General features: G+C 57.0%; 12 protein-coding genes. 7 read left to right on the top strand and 5 right to left on the bottom strand.

Going from position 1 to position 17938, the window contains the following annotated elements; translation table 11 throughout:
• Nucleotides 1-316: 316 nt before the first annotated feature.
• Complete coding sequence (locus ACAW74_RS20830) at nucleotides 317-1009, bottom strand: lysoplasmalogenase (protein WP_370700163.1); 693 nt, start codon at nucleotides 1007-1009, stop codon at nucleotides 317-319.
• Between the two features lie 236 nt (nucleotides 1010-1245).
• On the opposite strand from ACAW74_RS20830, the gene ACAW74_RS20825 reads away from it, so the two are divergent.
• Nucleotides 1246-2580, top strand: coding sequence for a PQQ-dependent sugar dehydrogenase (locus ACAW74_RS20825; protein ID WP_370700162.1), 1335 nt, complete (start codon nucleotides 1246-1248; stop codon nucleotides 2578-2580).
• A gap of 13 nt (nucleotides 2581-2593) precedes the next feature.
• Nucleotides 2594-3199, top strand: coding sequence for a 2,3-bisphosphoglycerate-dependent phosphoglycerate mutase (locus ACAW74_RS20820; RefSeq protein ID WP_370700161.1), 606 nt, complete (start codon nucleotides 2594-2596; stop codon nucleotides 3197-3199).
• Nucleotides 3200-3253: 54 nt separating this feature from the next.
• Here the strand turns inward: ACAW74_RS20820 and ACAW74_RS20815 are convergent, their stop codons facing one another.
• Nucleotides 3254-4114, bottom strand: coding sequence for a hypothetical protein (locus tag ACAW74_RS20815; protein ID WP_370700160.1), 861 nt, complete (start codon nucleotides 4112-4114; stop codon nucleotides 3254-3256).
• A 196-nt stretch (nucleotides 4115-4310) separates the two neighbouring features.
• Nucleotides 4311-6971, bottom strand: a complete 2661-nt coding sequence (gene alaS / locus ACAW74_RS20810; protein ID WP_370700159.1) for an alanine--tRNA ligase — start codon at nucleotides 6969-6971, stop codon at nucleotides 4311-4313.
• Between the two features lie 194 nt (nucleotides 6972-7165).
• Here alaS and ACAW74_RS20805 point away from each other — a divergent pair, with 194 nt between their 5' ends.
• The 3 genes from ACAW74_RS20805 to ACAW74_RS20795 all read left to right on the top strand — a co-directional run bounded on the left by ACAW74_RS20805 (nucleotide 7166) and on the right by ACAW74_RS20795 (nucleotide 11588).
• Entirely contained in the window at nucleotides 7166-7525 is a 360-nt protein-coding gene (locus ACAW74_RS20805) for a MerR family transcriptional regulator (protein WP_370700158.1), read from the top strand.
• 578 nt (nucleotides 7526-8103) lie between these two features.
• On the top strand, nucleotides 8104-11064 hold the full coding sequence (locus ACAW74_RS20800) for a TonB-dependent receptor (protein ID WP_370700157.1): 2961 nt from the start codon (nucleotides 8104-8106) through the stop codon (nucleotides 11062-11064).
• 14 nt (nucleotides 11065-11078) lie between these two features.
• Nucleotides 11079-11588, top strand: a complete 510-nt coding sequence (locus tag ACAW74_RS20795; protein ID WP_370700156.1) for a hypothetical protein — start codon at nucleotides 11079-11081, stop codon at nucleotides 11586-11588.
• A 90-nt stretch (nucleotides 11589-11678) separates the two neighbouring features.
• Here ACAW74_RS20795 and ACAW74_RS20790 read toward each other — a convergent pair whose 3' ends face one another.
• Nucleotides 11679-13025, bottom strand: coding sequence for a T9SS type B sorting domain-containing protein (locus tag ACAW74_RS20790; RefSeq protein WP_370700155.1), 1347 nt, complete (start codon nucleotides 13023-13025; stop codon nucleotides 11679-11681).
• Nucleotides 13026-13294: 269 nt separating this feature from the next.
• Here ACAW74_RS20790 and ACAW74_RS20785 point away from each other — a divergent pair, with 269 nt between their 5' ends.
• On the top strand, nucleotides 13295-14776 hold the full coding sequence (locus tag ACAW74_RS20785; protein WP_370700154.1) for a pyridoxal phosphate-dependent decarboxylase family protein: 1482 nt from the start codon (nucleotides 13295-13297) through the stop codon (nucleotides 14774-14776).
• On the opposite strand, the gene ACAW74_RS20780 is transcribed toward ACAW74_RS20785, so the two are convergent.
• Entirely contained in the window at nucleotides 14759-17248 is a 2490-nt protein-coding gene (locus ACAW74_RS20780) for a T9SS type B sorting domain-containing protein (protein WP_370700153.1), read from the bottom strand. The genes ACAW74_RS20785 and ACAW74_RS20780 overlap by 18 nt on opposite strands.
• 321 nt (nucleotides 17249-17569) lie before the next feature.
• Here ACAW74_RS20780 and ACAW74_RS20775 point away from each other — a divergent pair, with 321 nt between their 5' ends.
• A complete protein-coding gene (locus ACAW74_RS20775; RefSeq protein ID WP_370700152.1) occupies nucleotides 17570-17857 on the top strand; it encodes a YciI family protein in 288 nt (95 codons plus the stop codon).
• Nucleotides 17858-17938 lie beyond the last annotated feature (81 nt).

Here is a 17938-nt window from a genome sequence, read left to right as displayed (position 1 = left end):
CTGCCACTTTTTTATCTGCGTTTACAGACCCATCAAAGAGGTATATAAAAGCGGGATTAGCGTTGAGTGGCTTCGACACACGTAACGAACGATGCTGTCCTAAAAAGCGCAACAAAGCAAGCCTTTTAGCGCATAATTGGCTGGCTACGGTACAGAAGCATCGACAAATATAGCCGAGGAAATGTACGTTCGCTAAACTGAACTGTGTCAACGGACGCAGTCAGGCCTGAAGGAGTCTGTATGAGGTTGTTAGTAAGCCTCTTACGTAATTAATTCTATAGCAGACGTAGATTAAATATACTTGGATCGGGTGCGTTTATGACCGCAGCATACCAAGTACGATCAGGTATTGAGCCGCCGCATAGGTACTCATGACGAGTAGCGGAGCGCCGGGTATAGGCACCATAAATTTGTTGACTGCTATGGCCGAGTCAGACAATATAAAGAGCAAAGCGCCGATCGTCACCCAGCCAGCGCCGGCCCTCTTTCCACGCTGACTGGCCAGAAAGCCCATGGTGCAGAGGCAAAGGGCGTAAACAACTACCGGCCACCAGAGCAGTTGCCGGTCAGCGTTACCCGAAAAAGCGGGGTAGAGCACAACCAGAAACCCTATGAGATAAAGGGCGAACGGTATTGCCTGTTGCCAACGCAGGCGAACAAACCGGATTGTTGGCCGACGAATCGACTGCCAAAACGCCATACTGTAACACAGCTGCATCACCAGAAAAGCCCCCAATCCAATCGCAAACAGATCTACTTCCCGGATCATCAGAAAGACGTCACCCAGCAGAGCAAAAACCATCCCGACACCCAGCCACGCCGATGGCCGACGGGACGTACCCAGTTGGCTGTAGCCCAGCAATGAGGCCATAATGAGCGGCTTGCAGCCATAGTGTAGCCAGCGGACACCCTGCATATCGCCTAGGATTTCAAGTACCGTAATGGTGATGAACAGGGCGGGAAAAAGATAGGTACGTCGGTCGGTTTGTGTGGAGTAGATAGAATTCATACCAGGGAAAAGAATATTAGGGCTGCTTCTGAAGCCAGGGGCGAGCTGCCGGTCAGAAACCAATTAAGCGTTTGTAGCGGCTCGAAGTACGCTTTCCTGGACCAAATGGCTGGCCAATCTGGCAGCGACTGGTTTCGGCGAAAGGCTGGCACATAACCAAACTACCGGCGGGCGGGTTATCTCCTCTGGCAGGCAACCAATCGCCTGCACAGTTTACGTCTTACACTCAACGATTTATGATTACCCATAACAAACTATCCTTATTGCTAGGCCTTTGTCTGCTGGCGGCCTGTTCGCAGAAAAAAGAAGACAATAGCGATAAGAGCACCAACACCAGTCCGACCACCGTCGAGACAGCCATTGGTCCGCTCGAACTGCCCGCGCCCTACGCTACCAAATCGGCAATGACATTCAGCAAGGTGATTGGCTGGCCCGACGGGCAGGTACCTGTTGCGCCGGCTGGCTTTACGGTCACCGAATATGCCCGTGACCTAATCAATCCACGTTGGGTCTACATCGCTCCCAACGGCGACGTGTTCGTATCAGAATCCAACACTGAGAAGAAAGGCATTAAGAAAACAGCGGCAACAGTAATTGGGCAGGCCAGTTCGCAACGATTCGACGCCAGCGCCAACCGCATCACACTACTGCGCGACACCAACGGCGACGGCAAGCCCGATCAGCGATCGGTATTTCTGACAGGCCTCAACCAGCCTTTCGGCATGCTGGTGATGGGCAACCATTTCTATGTGGCCAATACCGACGCTCTGCTGCGTTTTCCTTATACACCGGGCGCGGTGAAACTGGCGGCGGGTAGCAAACCCGATACCATCCTGAAACTGCCCGCCGGCGGCTACAACAACCACTGGACCCGCAACCTGCTGGCTGGCCCCGGCGGTAAGAAGATTTACGTGTCGGTCGGATCGGGCAGCAACGTGGGCGAGCACGGTATCGAACATGAGATGCGCCGGGCAAACATCCTGGAAATTAACCCTGATGGGTCGGGCGAACGAGTTTACGCCAGTGGGCTGCGCAACCCCGTGGGGATCGACTGGCAGCCGGGCACCAACAAACTTTACGCGGCCGTCAACGAACGCGATGAACTGGGTGACGGCCTGGTACCCGACTACCTGACGAGTGTGCAGGAAGGCGGTTTTTACGGCTGGCCGTTTAGCTACTACGGGCAAATCGAAGATCCGCGCCGGGCGGGTGAAAGCCCCTCATCGGTTAAAAAGGCGATTGTGCCCGACGTACCGCTGGGGGCGCACACCGCCTCGCTTGGCCTCACGTTTTACGACCAGACCAAGTTTCCGGCCAAGTACCATAATGGTGCCTTCGTGGCCCAGCACGGCTCCTGGAACCGGTCTAGCCTCTCGGGTTATAAGGTTGTCTTTGTTCCATTCGCAAATGGTAAACCCGGCCAACCCGAAGATTTCCTGACGGGATTCGTCGCCAAAAACGATGGACAGGATGTGTATGGCCGTCCGGTAGGTGCATTCACCATGCCCGATGGCTCCCTGCTCGTCACCGACGATTCGAGTAACCGCATCTGGCGGATAGCGGCGCAGTAAGCCATTCGCTAGTATGGCACTACTCGTCATCGTCCGCCACGGTCAATCGCAGTATAACGTAGAGAACCGGTTTACGGGCACCATCGATACCCCATTGACTGATCTGGGCAGGCATGAGGCCCAGCAGGCCGGAATCCTGCTTAAATCCGATCGCTTTCAGATCGGGTTCACGTCGGTACTCCGGCGGGCTATCGAAACCATGTCGATTATTTTGCAGACAACCGGCCAGACAGATCTCCCGGTGGAACGGAGCGAGGCCCTAAACGAGCGCATGTATGGGCAATTACAGGGCTTGAATAAGCTGGATGTCGCTGAGCGTTTTGGGGCCGATCAACTCTTCCGGTGGCGGCGGGGTTATGCCGATCAGCCACCCGGCGGCGAGAGCCTCGCCGATACGTATCATCGGGTGGTTCCTTACTTCGAGTCAACAATTTTACCTCAGCTGCAAGCCGGTAAGAATGTGCTGGTCGTGGCTCACGGGAACAGCCTACGGGCATTACTGATGAGGCTGGAAGGCATCACCCCGAAAGGCATTGAGCAAATTGAACTGGCGACGGGCGTGCCCCGCCAATACAATGTCGATACCCAGTCAGGTACGTTCAGTTTGTTGGAGAGGTAAGCCTGGTTGCATCCTGTCCAACAAACTGAACGTACCTGGTTGACGTGTTAACCGTTAGTAAGCTTCGTACTCGAACAGTATGCGCGACGAGGTATTGGAGGTTTGCGCTGTGATCGGCAATCCGTGCTCGTTGTAGGTATAACTGATCGTGTACGTTCGTACGCTACCGCTAGAATACCTGACCGTAGCTTCAGTAACGTTGTTGCGGCTGTAGCGACGCACAGGCGTAACATCGGGGCCAAACAGGCCGTAAAACGGATTGGGTTTATCGTCGAACGTAAAGTTTTCGATCTGATCTGGCCCACTGACTGCTCTTATGGCCGTTAAATTTCCGGACTCAATCGTGTACTGATCGATTGTAGCTGCCGACCCCGCGGTGGTGGCTTCGGTCCGTACCGTGCTGACCAGACCGTTGACCAGTGTTGATGTGGTATGCTTTAGTAACTGATACGTACCATCTGACTTCATGAAATCAGTTTGTGCAGAAAGAATCTCTACCGTTGTCCCACCCGAACCGCTGCTTTGAGGACGATAGCTGAAAGCCGTACGCTCACCCGACATACCCTGGCTATCAACATACGGATAGCGATAGGTATAGGTTAAAAGCTGGTTACCGGCGTTGTAGACAAATAATCCTTTCGGTGCACCCCGTCCAACATCCTGCCCAACGTAAGTAGCCTGATTTACTTTTCCGTTGCTGCCGTACGTAAACTCGGTAGTAGCTCCTGCAGCCCAATCGCCTTCGTATACGATTCGTTTGATGCGATAGCCCTTCAGCGTTTTCTCCGGTTCTTTTTCGGGTTGTGGTTTCTGTTGCGGGGGCACTTTGTCGGACAAAATCGAGTAGTCAGTCCCGCAGCCAAGCAGGAAAGCACTCCAGATCAGTAAGAAAACCGTTCGTAGTATTGCTCGCATGGCGGTTGCTGTTTTTGCACTAACTCACTGAACAGACAAAGGTTTGTAATAAACCAACTCTACCTATCAGAGCCCCTGTTTCGCGAAAAAGCCCTTTACCTGAACGTGGCTTCCAGGTAAAGGGCCTTTTCGCGAAACAGACCGATAAGGTGGTTTATTCGAGACCTTATCGGTTTGGGGAAACAGGGTAAAATCCTTACCCCAGCAACTCGCGTCCCTGGGCCAGGGCGGCGTCGAGGCCGGAGGCATCGGAGCCGCCGGCTGTGGCGAAGAAGGGTTGACCACCACCCCCGCCTTTGATGTTTTTGGCGAGATCTTTCACCACCTGCCCGGCGTTGAGGCCACGGCCGCTGATGAGGCTATCGGGCAGCATTACGGCGAGTTGGGGTTTGCCGTTGATGTCGGCACCCAGCACCAGAGCGAGGTTATCGACCTTGGCTTTCAGGTCATAGGCCAGCTGTTTCAGGGCTTCGGCGCTGGGTACGTTCACCCGCTCGACGACCACGCTGTGTCCATTTACGGCTTCGACTTTGGCGAGCAGTTGCTCTTTCAGTTGTTGTACCTTCTCGTTCTCCAGTGCCTCCACTTTTTTCTGAAGCGCGTTGCGCTCGTCGATGAGCGACTGCACCGCTTTCATCACATCTTTCGGCGCTTTCAGCAGGTCTTTCAACGCGTTAAGGGTGGCTTCCTGCTTATTCAGCAGGGCCAGCGCGCCTTCCGACGTTTTGGCTTCGATCCGCCGCACGCCCGTCGATACCGACCCTTCCGACGTCAGCTTGAACAGGCCGATCTGACCCGTAGCAGGTACGTGGGTACCGCCGCAAAGCTCGACCGAGTAGTTGGGGTCGAAGGTGATGACACGGACGAAATCGCCGTATTTCTCGCCGAACAGGGCCGTCGCCCCCATCGCCCGCGCTTGCTCGATGGGTACGTTCCGTTTCTCATCGAGCGGGATATTCTGCCGGATTTTCTCGTTGACGATGGTTTCGACGCGGCCTATTTCCTCGTCGGTCATTTTGCCGAAGTGACTAAAGTCGAAGCGAAGCGCATCGGGCCCCACGTATGACCCTTTCTGTGCCACGTGCGTTCCCAACACTTCGCGCAGGGCCGAGTGCAACAGGTGCGTGGCCGAGTGGTTGTCTTCGGTCAGTTCACGACGGTGCGTGTCGATTTTGGCAAACACCAGATCGGCCGACTGTAACAGCTCATCAAGGTCAGGGCGGTCGGCTACGAGGTGAATGCTCAGGTCGTTTTCTTTCCGCGTATCCAGCACCGTCAGTGTGGCTTTGGGCGTGTTTTCCTGGAACAATTCCAACGTACCTGTATCGCCAATCTGCCCACCCGATTCAGCATAAAACGGCGTGCGGTCGAGCACAATTTGCACCTGCGTGCCCTGCTTATTCTGCATGCGGCGGTACTTCACGATCTGGGCGTAGGCTTCGGTTTCGTCGTAACCTACAAACTCGACTTTATCAATATCCTGCAACTCAACCCAGTCGCCAGCCGACGAGGCCGCGTCTTTGCGCGACCGGGCTTTCTGCTGCGCCAGAGCGGCTTTGAACCCTTCTTCATCAATTTGCAGGTGCTGCTCGCGGGCAATCAGGGCCGTCAAGTCAGCGGGGAAACCGAAGGTATCGTTCAGTTCGAACACCGTCTCGCCGGGGATTTCGGTTTTGCCTTCGCCCGTCAGTTGCCCGATGATCTGATCCAGGCGCGTCAGACCGGTGCCCAGCGTGCGCAGGAAGGCGATTTCTTCTTCCCGAATCACGGTGGCGACGAACTCCTGCTGCGCTTTTAGTTCGGGGAACACGTCGGCAAACTGATCGGCCAGCAGGGGCACCAGCTTGGTCATAAACGGCTCCATGAAACCCAGGTACGAATAGCCGTAGCGGATGGCGCGGCGCAGAATCCGGCGAATCACGTACCCAGCCTTGGCGTTGCTCGGCACCAGCCCGTCGGCGATAGCAAAACTCACGGCCCGGATGTGGTCGGCGATAACGCGCATGGCCACGTCCGATTTATCCATTTGCCCCGTGTAGGTACGTCCCGACAGTTGCTCGATCAGGTTGATCGTGCCCGAGAACACGTCGGTATCGTAATTGCTCTGCTTGCCCTGAATGGCCATGCAAAGCCGCTCGAAACCCATGCCCGTATCGACGTGGCGGGCGGGTAGTCCTTCCAGCGAGCCGTCGGCCTTCCGGTTGAACTGCATAAATACGTTGTTCCAGATCTCGACAACCTGTGGGTGATCGGCGTTGACCAGCTCTTTACCCGACTGTTTCGCCACTTCCTCGGGCGCGCGCAAATCGATGTGGATCTCTGAGCAGGGACCGCAGGGGCCGGTGGCGCCCATTTCCCAGAAGTTGTCCTTCTTATTACCAAGAATGATGTGGTCTTCGCTACCGAGAATGCCTTTCCAGATGTCCCATGCTTCCTGATCGAAGGGTACACCGTCTGCTTCGTCGCCTTTGAACACCGACACGTAGATGCGGTCTTTCGGCAGCTTGTAGACGCCCGTGAGCAGTTCCCACGACCATTCGAGTGCTTCTTTTTTGAAGTAATCACCAAACGACCAGTTGCCGAGCATCTCGAACATGGTGTGGTGGTAGGTATCGAACCCGACATCTTCGAGGTCGTTGTGCTTACCCGACACACGCAGGCATTTCTGCGTATCGGCTACGCGGGGGGCCGGAGGCGTTCCATTACCCAGGAAGAAGTCTTTAAACTGAGCCATCCCCGAGTTATTGAACATCAGGGTGGGGTCATTTTTGGCAACCAACGGAGCCGACGGCACAATCAAATGCCCTTTGCTGCGGAAGAAGTCCAGAAACTGGCGGCGTATTTCGGAAGAAGTCATAGACACAAAAAGCCTTTGAAGGGGGCTTTTTGTGGCGTTTTACGTTTGTCGTTTACCGTTAAATGTTGTGCCATTTCATCGTTTGGACACCTAACGTCAAACTTTAAACTATGAACGTCAAACGTTTCTCCCCCCCTCCGGGTCCCGCAAAATTACGCTATTTTCGCGGGAGGGTATTGGTCACAAGGCAACTAATGACTAACAACAACTCACCAACCACCAGCATGGATACGGGCGAAAAGCGGTACTACAGCGTTCGGGAAGTGGCCGATATGTTTAACGTGAACATATCGAAGCTGCGCTATTACGAGAAGGAATTCCCGACGCTCAGCCCCAAAAAGAACCGTTCCGGCGACCGTATTTACACCAAAGCCGAGATCGACCACCTGCGCGAAATCCTGGATCTGGTCGAGAATCGGGGATTCAAATTACAGGGAGCGCGAGAATACATCAACAAGAAACAAACGGCCCAACACGAGAGTCAAAAGCTACTCGACCGCCTCCGCGAAATCCGGGAATTTATGGTCGACCTGCGCGAAAAACTCGATCAGTAAGGCACTGCAAAACCTGTAAGGTCTTGAACGGGGGCGCCCAGCCCTTACAGGCTTGAACCGGCTGATTTACAAGTAATTTCTACTCAAAATTGACAAAAAACTATTTTATTTTTAATTATATCAATAAAGTAACATAATATTCTGCATTCGCTCTTGACAGCGATATAATCGTTGGTATATTTGATCAAGTACAACAAATCACACACATTCTCAGCCTACCGCTAGCCTTCGTTTAGCGCGCTGATGAATTCGGGTCCCGCCGACTGCTATTGCCCGTTTCGGGGGTAGTCTGTCGCATCCTTTAGCCACTCATCCTGTCTCCTGCGTAAGCCGTCGAACCGGCTGTCAGGCATGGCTTTGCCTTTTGCGTTCTAGTTGATCGATGCTTACCCAATGTTGTACTAACCCAAACAAAAATCGACTTGTCTATGCCTGCTTCCCTTTCGTAATCACGCTACTGACTGCTTTGCCGGCACCATATCCGTGCCGACCCTCTGGCAATGGCCCTTTGCTTTTTGGCCATCTGCATACTGTATCTGTACGCAATCTTGTCGACTTCTTACACACATATTCGTCTGATGATGAAACGTATACAACCTGATCGTACTGTTATTTCGGTTTTTGTCCTGCTTGTCGTCTTGCTGTTGCTCCTGCCCATTATACCGTCACTGGCACAAGCCAAACGTATTACGGGCGAAGTGGTAACGGGTGCTCAGGCAGAGCCGTTGCAAGGCGTCAACGTCCTGATCAAGGGCAATTCGCGCAAAGGCGCCATCACCAATAACCTTGGCGAGTTTTCGCTGGAAGCCAGCCCAACCGATGTGCTGATTGTGAGCTTCATCGGCTTCAAATCGAAGGAAGTGCCGGTGGGAGCCAACACCACAATTTCGGTGTCGCTCGACGATGAAGTGAGCCTGTTCAACGAACTCGTCGTAACGGGCACACGAAACGTGGGGCGAACCACGCTGGAAACGCCCGTACCAGTCGACGTGATTTCGATCAAGGACATTATGGGCAACCTGCCGCAGATCGATCTGGCGCAGATGCTCGCCTACGTAGCGCCGAGCTTCAACGCCGTACGCTCACAAGGCGGCGACCTCGACTCGCACGTCGATCCGGTGCAGTTGCGCAACATGGCGCCTAACCAGATTCTGGTACTCATCAACGGCAAGCGGCGGCACACCTCGGCCCTGCTGATTACGGGCACGGCGGTGGGTAGCCCATCGACCTCCGTGGACCTGATGACGATCCCGGCGGCGGCTATCGACCGGGTCGAGATTCTGCGCGACGGGGCCGCAGCGCAGTATGGCTCCGATGCCGTGGCGGGGGTGGTGAATATCATCCTGAAAAAAGGCACCAACAAACTCACGGCCAACCTGACGGGCGGCGGTTACCAGAACTCGGGCGGCAGTGCGGGCGACCTCACCAAAGCAGGCAAACCCGACGGCTTCAACTACCAGTTCGACGCCAATTATGGCTTTAAAATTGGCGACAAAGGCTTCTTCAACGTATCGGGTCAGGTGACGCAACGCCGGCCTACGCTGCGTCCGTTCGTCAACGACTGGGAGATCTACGACAAGACGTACCTGAGCAACCTGCGCACCGATAAATTCGGCAAACCCGTCATTACCAATCCCGAGCTGATCAACGCGCAGGCGACGGGCAATACGGCGCTAACGGCCGCTCTGCAAACAGAAGATGGCCTGCTAACCGCCCGGGGCCTAAGCCGCGCCGATTTCGCGGTGTACGCCGGGATGCCGGGTATCACGATGGGCAGCACGTTTTACAACGCCGGGTATGATATCAACCCGACCACCACGATTTACAGTTTTGGCGGAGCGTCGTACAAATACCTGCGCGGCTACTCGTGCTACTACCGCCGCCCCTCGCAGACCGACCGGTTCAACTACCTGCTCTATCCGAACGGCTTCCGTCCGCAGATGACCTCCAACACCTCGGATATTTCCAACACCACGGGCATTCGGAGCCGGGTGGGCGAGTTCAGCGTCGATTTCAGCAACACCTACGGCAGTAACAGCATGCGGCTGGGCATGGTCAACACCATGAACGCTTCGTACGGCTCCAACTCGCCGGTCAACATGTATCTGGGTACGCACGAGTTTACCCAGAACTCGACCAACCTCGATTTTTCGCGCTACTTCAAAGACATCATGGGGGGGCTGAACATCGCGTTCGGGGCCGAAATGCGGGTCGAGAATTACAAGATCATGCGCGGGCAGGATGAGAGCTATACCTACGGCGACGCCGGTACGCTCACCGTGGCGCAGAATGGCCTGCTCGTCGGCCCCGACGGAAAGCCGCTACAGGACGCCAGCAGCCAGCCGATTGTCGACGCCAAGGGCAACCCCATCTCAGTAAATGCCGGTCAGCAGGTGGTGGTTAAATCGCTGTCGTCAAACTGCCAGTGCTTTGCCGGTTTCGGGCCGAAAAATGAGCGTAACGAATACCGCACCACGATAGCCGCCTACCTCGACGCCGAACTGGAACTGACCCGGAAGTTTCTGGTGGCCGGAGCTGTGCGGTTCGAAAACTACTCCGACTTTGGCGGGGTCTCGATCGGTAAACTGGCCGCCCGCTACCTGCTCACCAAAACCCTGACGATCCGTGGCTCGATTGCTACCGGTTTCCGGGCGCCGTCGTTGCAGGAACTGAACTACACGCACACGGCCACAGCCTTCGTACCCGACGCCAACGGGATTCCGCAGCCGCTCGACGTGACCACGTACCCAACCAACAGCACCGCCGCCCGGGTATTGGGCATTCGGGGTCTGCAACAGGAAAACTCACGTACCTACGGCTTGGGGCTCACCTACCAGCCACTGCCGGGCTTCGAGGTTACGCTCGATGCCTACCAAATCGACGTGGATAACCGCATTTTCCGCACCAGCTATTTCAACGCTTCGGAAGTGGGCAACAACTACAATGAGGTGATCGGCGGGGGCGAAGCCCAGTTTTTCGTCAACGGGGCCAATGTGCGCTCGCAGGGGCTAGAGGCCGTCGGCAACTACACCCACAACATGGGTCGCAACCGCAACCTCACGTTCAGCCTGGCCACTATTTTCAGCAAGAACACCATCCTGACTCGCAAGACGCTCAACCTGAACGTGGCCAACCTCACGCCGGATCAGGTCGTGGAAAAGTATCTGAGCCGCGACGTGATTGGGCAGTTCGAAACGGGCACGCCCCGCACCAAACTGATCGGGTCGGTGATGTACCACGTCAATAAATTCGATCTGATGCTGCGCGGCACCTATTTCGGCTCAGTAACGGAGCGATCAATATCGACCGACGACAAAGGCAATTACTACGATCAGTCGTTCGCCCCGCAAACGGTTTTCGACCTGAGCGTAGGCTATGCGCTCTCGAACAACCTGAAACTCTCGATCGGCGGTAGCAACATTCTCGACCAATACCCCGAGATGCTGCGCGCCGAAAACCGGGGTTTCTACCTCTATTCAAACAATCAGCAAGGCTCAAACGGCGCGTACTACTACGGCCGACTGACGCTCAACCTCTAACCGCAACGGATACCATGAAGCGCACACTCCTCAAAACCAGTTTCCCGATTCTGAGTCTGTTAGTTGGCCTGCTGGGCCTGCTGCTTACCGGCTGCGAACAGCAAAACTACGAGCCCGCCAGTAGCGTAGCCCCCGGCGGCGGCACCGTGTCGACCTTCAAATCGTACACCCTTACGTCGGCCGACAGCAAGAATATCTACGGTCGAATCGTGTTCTACAAATACAACTCGACCACTACGCTGGTGCAGATGGGTCTTTACAATACGACGGCCACCGCCACCTACGCCGCCTCGATTTATCAGGGCACCGTAGCAACCAGCACAGCCACACCTCTGAAAGCGCTCGACGCCGTCAGCGGGGCCACGGGTGCGTTTGCGACCAATAAGTACTTCACCATCAGCGAAGCCGGTTTCTACGACAAACTGAGCACTTACAATGCCAGCGTGAAGATCATGGCCAGCAATGCCGTCGTCGCCAGTGGCAACATCGGTGCCAACGCCGCGCCCGTCGCCGAATCGAATTGACGAATTAGCTCGTGGTTCGCCCATAAAGAAACCGCCCCGGATAGGCCTATCCGGGGCGGTTTCTTTTCAGTCAGGTACGTTGTTTGCGACTCAGCGCACCAGCCACAACGTACCCCGCCACTCGGCCTGTCGGGTGGGCAGGCTGAGGCGGTAGGCGTAAGCGCCGCCGGGTAGGGGTTCACCGTTAAGTTGACCGTCAAACGCCGCCTGCCCTGCTTTTGTCGAAAAAATCAATTCGCCTGATCGGGTAAAAATCCAGAGTTCGGCGTCGGGGTATTCGTCCCAATTAACCGGCGCCCAGGTATCGTTTTGCCCGTCGCCGTTGGGTGAGAAAGCCGTCGGGAAATGGAGCCGATACCGAACCGGTACAAAGAGCGTATCAGCATACGGGCAACCGGTTTCATTCGTAATCCGGAGCGTATACAAAGTGGACCGCAGCGGACTAAAAACGGGCCGGGCAATGGTCGGATCCGATACGCCTTCGGTGGGCGTCCACGCGTACCGATACGCCGGGTTCTCGGGGGCGTTGCTGGCCGAAACCCCAAGAGGCAGATCGCCAGGCGGCATGGTCGCCAGCTTAAAAACAGGCAACGGGCTGACCGTCGGCGCGAAGGCGTAATCGATGGCTTTGTAGCACCCACCGGGTCGCGTGGCCGTGAGGCTGAAGGTTGCCGCGGTGTTGGCCGTGAGGCTACGTACCGCGCCCAAATCGACGCCGTTCTGTAGCCAGCGGATGGTATTCTCGGCATCGGTCTGCACGTTGATCTGGGCAACGTCGCCTTCGCAAAACGTCAGGCTACTGGGCTCGATACCCACCGTCGGTAGCGGATTCACCTGTACCACCGGCTGGTTGTCGACAGAAATGCAGGTCGAGGCAATGCCGCCAAGCGTATACGTACCTGGCTCTTTCACCACCATCACCGACCGATTCTGCGAGTTGGGTACGTTGGTGCCGTTGCGCGTCCAGTTGTAGCCTGTATACGTACCAGCGTCGGCGGTGAGAGTCACCGATTCACCCTCGCAAACCGTGGCCGACGTGGGCATCAGCGTAATCGTCCGCGATTCGGCTCCGCTCAACGTAAGCGTCAGCGCTGTCGGGGCCGTAAAGCAGAGATCGCGCTCCCAGTCGCCGCCAAGGGAATAGACACCCGCCGTTTCGGCGGTCAGAAAGGTTTGCTGATCGTAACCCAGTTTCTGGCCATTACGGGTCCAGTACCAGTTCCCGAAGGGCACACCGGGCACCAGGGCTTTCAGCGTTACCGGCTTGCCAGCGCAGAGTGCCGCGTTATCGACTACGGCAACGGCCAATGTCGTGGAGCAACTCAGCGAGGTAGCCGCTTTGGGCACAACCGGCGTTTCGGCTCGTCCCAGATTCGCCACGAGCAATAACCCGCTTACTACCAGCCCTAACAGCCCATACCGTATTCGTTGAGTCATAACGTGCATTGCCCGAATGGGGTCATTTGCCCCAGCGACGGCCAATAAACGTTACCAATCCGCCAGTTGACTAACTTAACTTATCGCATGGCCTTTACTCCAGCAACAGGTAGGTGGCTCAGGCAGGTAAACAGCAATTAATTTGAGATTCAGATGAACTCTAGCTGACTCCAACCGCATCGGCTTCAGCGAAACGGCTTCCTGGATGGTTTTCTTTTTCAGCTTCAAGAAATGGTAGCTTAGCAGGCTGCTTTGTCGCCCTGCCTGCTATGAACCCAACGCTTGCCCAGGCCTATTCGCCCGATGCTTTTCGGCGGATGGGCCACGCACTGATCGATCAACTGGCCGATCAGCTGGAAGCTTCCCTGTCGCGCCAACCCGAGCAGGCGATTCCGTACCACGACCCCGATACCGCGTTTGCGCACTGGCAGGCCGACAGTCAGCAGCCACTGCTGGACGACCCGACGCCGCTGTTTGCCGACATCATGGCCCGATCTACCCGGCTGCATCACCCGCGTTATATGGGTCATCAGGTCAGCCCGGTGGCCCCCGCTGCCGCGTTGAGCGGCCTGCTAACCGAGTTGCTCAACAACGGCTCGGCGGTGTATGAAATGGGGATGGCGGGCAATGCCATCGAACGCGTCGTGATCGAGCACACGGCCCGGCACATTGGGTACGTACCTAACGAACGGCCGGGCGGCATCATCACGTCGGGCGGTACGCTGGGAAACCTCACGGCCCTGCTGACGGCGCGTGCCAACCTGCCGCAGGACGTTTGGCACGAAGGCAACGGCAGCCAGAAACTGGCGATCATGGTATCGGCCGAGGCCCATTACTGCATCGATCGGGCGGCGCGAATCATGGGGTTAGGCGATATGGGCATCCTGAAAATCCCGGTCGACGAGCAGTTCAAACTCCGCACCGATTTACTGGAAACAACGTACCTGAACGCCACGGCGGCGGGCCTCACGGTCTTTGCCATCGTGGGCAGCGGCTGCACCACCTCGACTGGCTCGCACGACGATCTGGCAGCGATTGGCACTTTCGCCCGCCAACATAACCTATGGTTTCATGTCGATGCGGCGCATGGTGGCGGGGCCTTTTTTTCGCCGACTTACCGGCACCTGCTGGCGGGCAGCGAACAAGCCGATTCGGTCGTGATAGATTACCACAAAATGCTGATGGTGCCCGCCCTGGCCACGGTGGTGGTGTACAAACGCGCCGCCGACAGCCACCGCACCTTTCAGCAACGGGCGCAATACCTCTGGGACAGCCACACCACCGAAACCGCCGACTGGTTCAACACGGGCAAACGCACCTTTGAATGCACCAAATTTATGGCGGCGGTGAAGGTCTACACGCTGATGCGCCTCTACGGCGACGAGCTGTTTCGGGCCAACGTCGATACGCTATATAGTCTCGGAAAAACCTTTGCCTGGCTGATTCGACTGCGGCCCGTATTCGAGCTGCCCGTCGAGCCCGACTGCAACCTCGTCTGTTTCCGGTACGTTGGCGGGACCAGTTTTTCCGGTGAACTGATAAACACGCTGAATCAGCGCCTGCGGGCCGATCTGCTCACCGATGGCCGGTTCTACATCGTGCAAACCACCCTGCGCAACCAGACGTACCTGCGCGTGTCGCTCATGAATCCCTTCACGACAGAAGCCGATCTGACCGAACTGCTCGATTGGCTGGAAAGCCGGGCAACCGCCATCCTGGCCGGAAGTGGCCCGTTAACGCAGCAGGCGTAACGTACCCCTTGATTCAATCTGCTGAATATTCAGCCGGATACGGTACGTATAGATGCCATTGGGCAACGGTTCACCGCGTAGGGTGCCGTCAAAGGGAGCCTCGCCCGACCGGCCCGCGTAAACCAGCGCGCCCCAGCGGTCATACACGTACAGCTCCGCATTGGGGTAGCGGTCGAGATTCACGGGGGCCCAGGTGTCGTTTTGCCCGTCGCCGTTGGGCGAAAAGGCTGTGGGCGTCAGCAGTTGCGTAAACAAGGTCAGGGTCAGCTGATCGCTGAACTGGCACCCGTGCTCATCGGTGATGGTCAGTGTGTAGCTGGTCGCCACCGCCGGGTTCAGCAGCGGGCGGGCCACCGTTGGGTCCGACACCCCGGCGGGCGGTAGCCACTGGTAGCGGTAACCGGGGTTTTCAGGTACGTTGCCGGGTTGTACCAGCGCGTTTTGCCAGACCGGCTCCGACTGGCCAAGGTTGAAATCGGGTATTGAAAACACCGGTGGATTGAAGGCATAGGTGGCTGTTTGCTGGCAACCCGTGGGAGCAGTGACCGTCAGGCTGAAGGCAGTGCTGGCGTTGGCCGTCTGGCTCTGTGCCGTGCCGGCATCGACCCCATCGCGCAGCCAGTGGAGCGTGTTGGCCCCGTCGGTCTGCGCCGTAATGGTCGTTTGCTGACCAGCGCACAGGGTGAGACTACCAGCGACCAGACTTACCGTTGGGGGCGGCGTCATACGTACCTGCACCAGATCCGGCGAGCGGGTACAGGCCGGGAACGTACCCGTGAGCGAATACACCCCGGCTTCACGCACAACCAGCGTAGGTACGTTCAGCGAGTTGGGTACGTTGCCGCCGTCGCGTGTCCAGGTATAGCCCGTCAACGTACCTACTGCCGCCGTCAGGCTGGCCGTTTGTCCCTGGCAAAGCTGCACAACCGCGTCGGGGCTGATTCGCAGCAACGTCGTCGGTCTGAACTGCGCCAGCCCCGTCGACGTCGTGGTAAAGGTGCAGGGTGTACTCGTCGTGACGGCCAATCGATAGATGCCCGGCCGGGTCGTCGACAGTACGGGTCCGTCGAACACCGCTTTGCCGGTTTCGTCGGTCCAGCGGTACTGGTAGTCGGGGCGGTTGGGCGTGGGCAGCAGTTGAAACGCATCGCCCTCGCACACCAGGGTCTGGCTGGGTATCAGCGTCGTAGTGGGGATGGGCGTCACCGCTATGGTAGGTTTGTCGGGTGCCGTCACACAGGTCGGGAAGGGCCCATCGAGCGCGTAAACCCCCGATTGGCTTGCCGAAAACGACCCTAGCCCATCAGAGCCGGGTATCCGTGTGCCATTCCGGGTCCAGTAGTAGGCCGACACGTCGCCGCCCGATGCGGTCAATGTGGTTGAATTACCCTGGCAGATACTCAGCGATCCCGCAGGGTTGATGTGCAACGTCGTTGAGGGAACAAACTGCACCAGACGCTCACTGGTGATGAGCAGTGTACACCCTGCTGGCGTGCTGATGCGCAGGCTGTAGATCGCTTCGTCGGCAACGGTAATCCGGGGTACGTTGAGCGAGTTGACCACCTTCCCCGCCTGATTCAGCCACACATAGGTATTGGCCGGGTCGGCAGGCTGCACAGCCAGTTCATACGTACTCCCCTGGCACACGACCGGCTGACTGGCCATCAGTTGAGCCGACGGCCGGGCACCCACCGTTACGGAGATGGGCGGCGGAAACTGAATGCAGCCCGCGCCATCGCCCCGCACGGCATAGGTCCCTTCGTCGGACACCGTCAGGGTAGGCGAGAAAGGGTCGGTCAGTATCTGCCCGTTGCGGGTCCAGACCGGGTTGATGAGGTCGCCTCCCCCCTGCGTTAGCCGCACTGAGTTGCCTTCGCAGAACGCCGTTGGTCCGTCGGCCTTCAAGGTGATTGTCTGGCTGGCGTAGGCTGTCACGAGGGGTGCCGCCGCCACGTAGGTACAGGCCGACGGGCTCACGACCACTAGCGAATAGGCGTCGGGGCTGTTGGTCGCCAGTTCCGGACCCGCCACGATGAACCGATGCTGACTATCGACCCAATTGTACTGATTCGTGGCCGAACTGGGCGAAGCAGTCAAGGTAAACGACTGCCCCGCGCATACCGACGTAGCCGACGCCTTGACGGCCGTAACGGGCAAATCAATGATCGTCAACGTAAACACACCGTTCACCGTCACGTTGGGATCGCTTTCCCAATCGCCACCGAGCGTATACGTACCGGGTTCGTTGACGGTAACTGATACCTCCCGATCCTGACTGAATTTGGCGCCGTCTTTGGTCCAGTACCAGTTGGGCGTAAAATCAGCGGGAATGCTGGCCTGAATCTGCGTAAAGCTGCCCCGGCAGAGGGTCAGTGGGCGTGCCGGCGTAATCACCAGCGTCGTGCTCGCGACGCGGGCCAGTTGAGCTGTCGGGCGCGGGGGTTGCCCATTGGCGCTGCACGTTGTGCTCACTAGCCATAAACCTACCCAAAACCAGCAGGGCCATCCGCAACAAAGACGCACGAAAACAGCCTGACGACTGGCCTTGTGTGGATGACGATTCATGCGTTCATAAGCGCAACTGACACGCATTGGTGGTAGCTTCTTGGGAAGGGTGGCCCACCATAAGATACGGACAGCCCTATCAAATTCGTGTGTAGTACCGCCTATAACTAGCCAGCGATACAAAAGGGCAGCCCGTTGGCAGGATAAGTAGCCTGCTGCAAAGTTCAATCCATTACTGCATCTGGTTGCCGAAACGCTTATATTGCGATATCCCTAAATCGTACCCTTGTGCTCTACGTCGTTCATGCCTACGATCATTCTGATGCCGAGGCACTCAACCGCCGCATGGCCGCGCGGCCGTCGCACTTCGACGGCGCCCAGCGTCTGAAAGAGGCGGGCCATTTTATTCTGGGTGGGGCGCTGCTCAACCCCGAGGGCCAGATGATCGGCTCCATGATGCTCCTCGATTTTGCCGACGAAACGCAGTTGCAGGAGTGGCTTTCTTGGGAACCCTACGTCCAAAAGGGAGTCTGGGAGACCATCGACATCAAGCCTTTTCGGCAGGCCACCGTCTGACCGCATCTCCCATCCCGCTTGCCATTTTGCCTAGCCACTCCTAGTTTCTACCCGTTAATCGAAGCGGTTTACCGTTCCCGT

It is taken from the genome of Fibrella musci, from assembly GCF_041321105.1.
GTDB lineage: Bacteria > Bacteroidota > Bacteroidia > Cytophagales > Spirosomataceae > Fibrella > Fibrella musci.
Note: the sequence above shows the minus strand (reverse complement) of the source record. Positions and strands in the feature narration are given on the sequence as shown.

Coding starts and splice junctions, on each gene's coding strand:
- ACAW74_RS20830 (WP_370700163.1), bottom strand. CDS start 1,009: ATGAATTCTATCTACTCCACACAAACCGACCGACGTACCTATCTTTTT.
- ACAW74_RS20825 (WP_370700162.1), top strand. CDS start 1,246: ATGATTACCCATAACAAACTATCCTTATTGCTAGGCCTTTGTCTGCTG.
- ACAW74_RS20820 (WP_370700161.1), top strand. CDS start 2,594: ATGGCACTACTCGTCATCGTCCGCCACGGTCAATCGCAGTATAACGTA.
- ACAW74_RS20815 (WP_370700160.1), bottom strand. CDS start 4,114: ATGCGAGCAATACTACGAACGGTTTTCTTACTGATCTGGAGTGCTTTC.
- alaS (WP_370700159.1), bottom strand. CDS start 6,971: ATGACTTCTTCCGAAATACGCCGCCAGTTTCTGGACTTCTTCCGCAGC.
- ACAW74_RS20805 (WP_370700158.1), top strand. CDS start 7,166: ATGACTAACAACAACTCACCAACCACCAGCATGGATACGGGCGAAAAG.
- ACAW74_RS20800 (WP_370700157.1), top strand. CDS start 8,104: ATGATGAAACGTATACAACCTGATCGTACTGTTATTTCGGTTTTTGTC.
- ACAW74_RS20795 (WP_370700156.1), top strand. CDS start 11,079: ATGAAGCGCACACTCCTCAAAACCAGTTTCCCGATTCTGAGTCTGTTA.
- ACAW74_RS20790 (WP_370700155.1), bottom strand. CDS start 13,025: ATGACTCAACGAATACGGTATGGGCTGTTAGGGCTGGTAGTAAGCGGG.
- ACAW74_RS20785 (WP_370700154.1), top strand. CDS start 13,295: ATGAACCCAACGCTTGCCCAGGCCTATTCGCCCGATGCTTTTCGGCGG.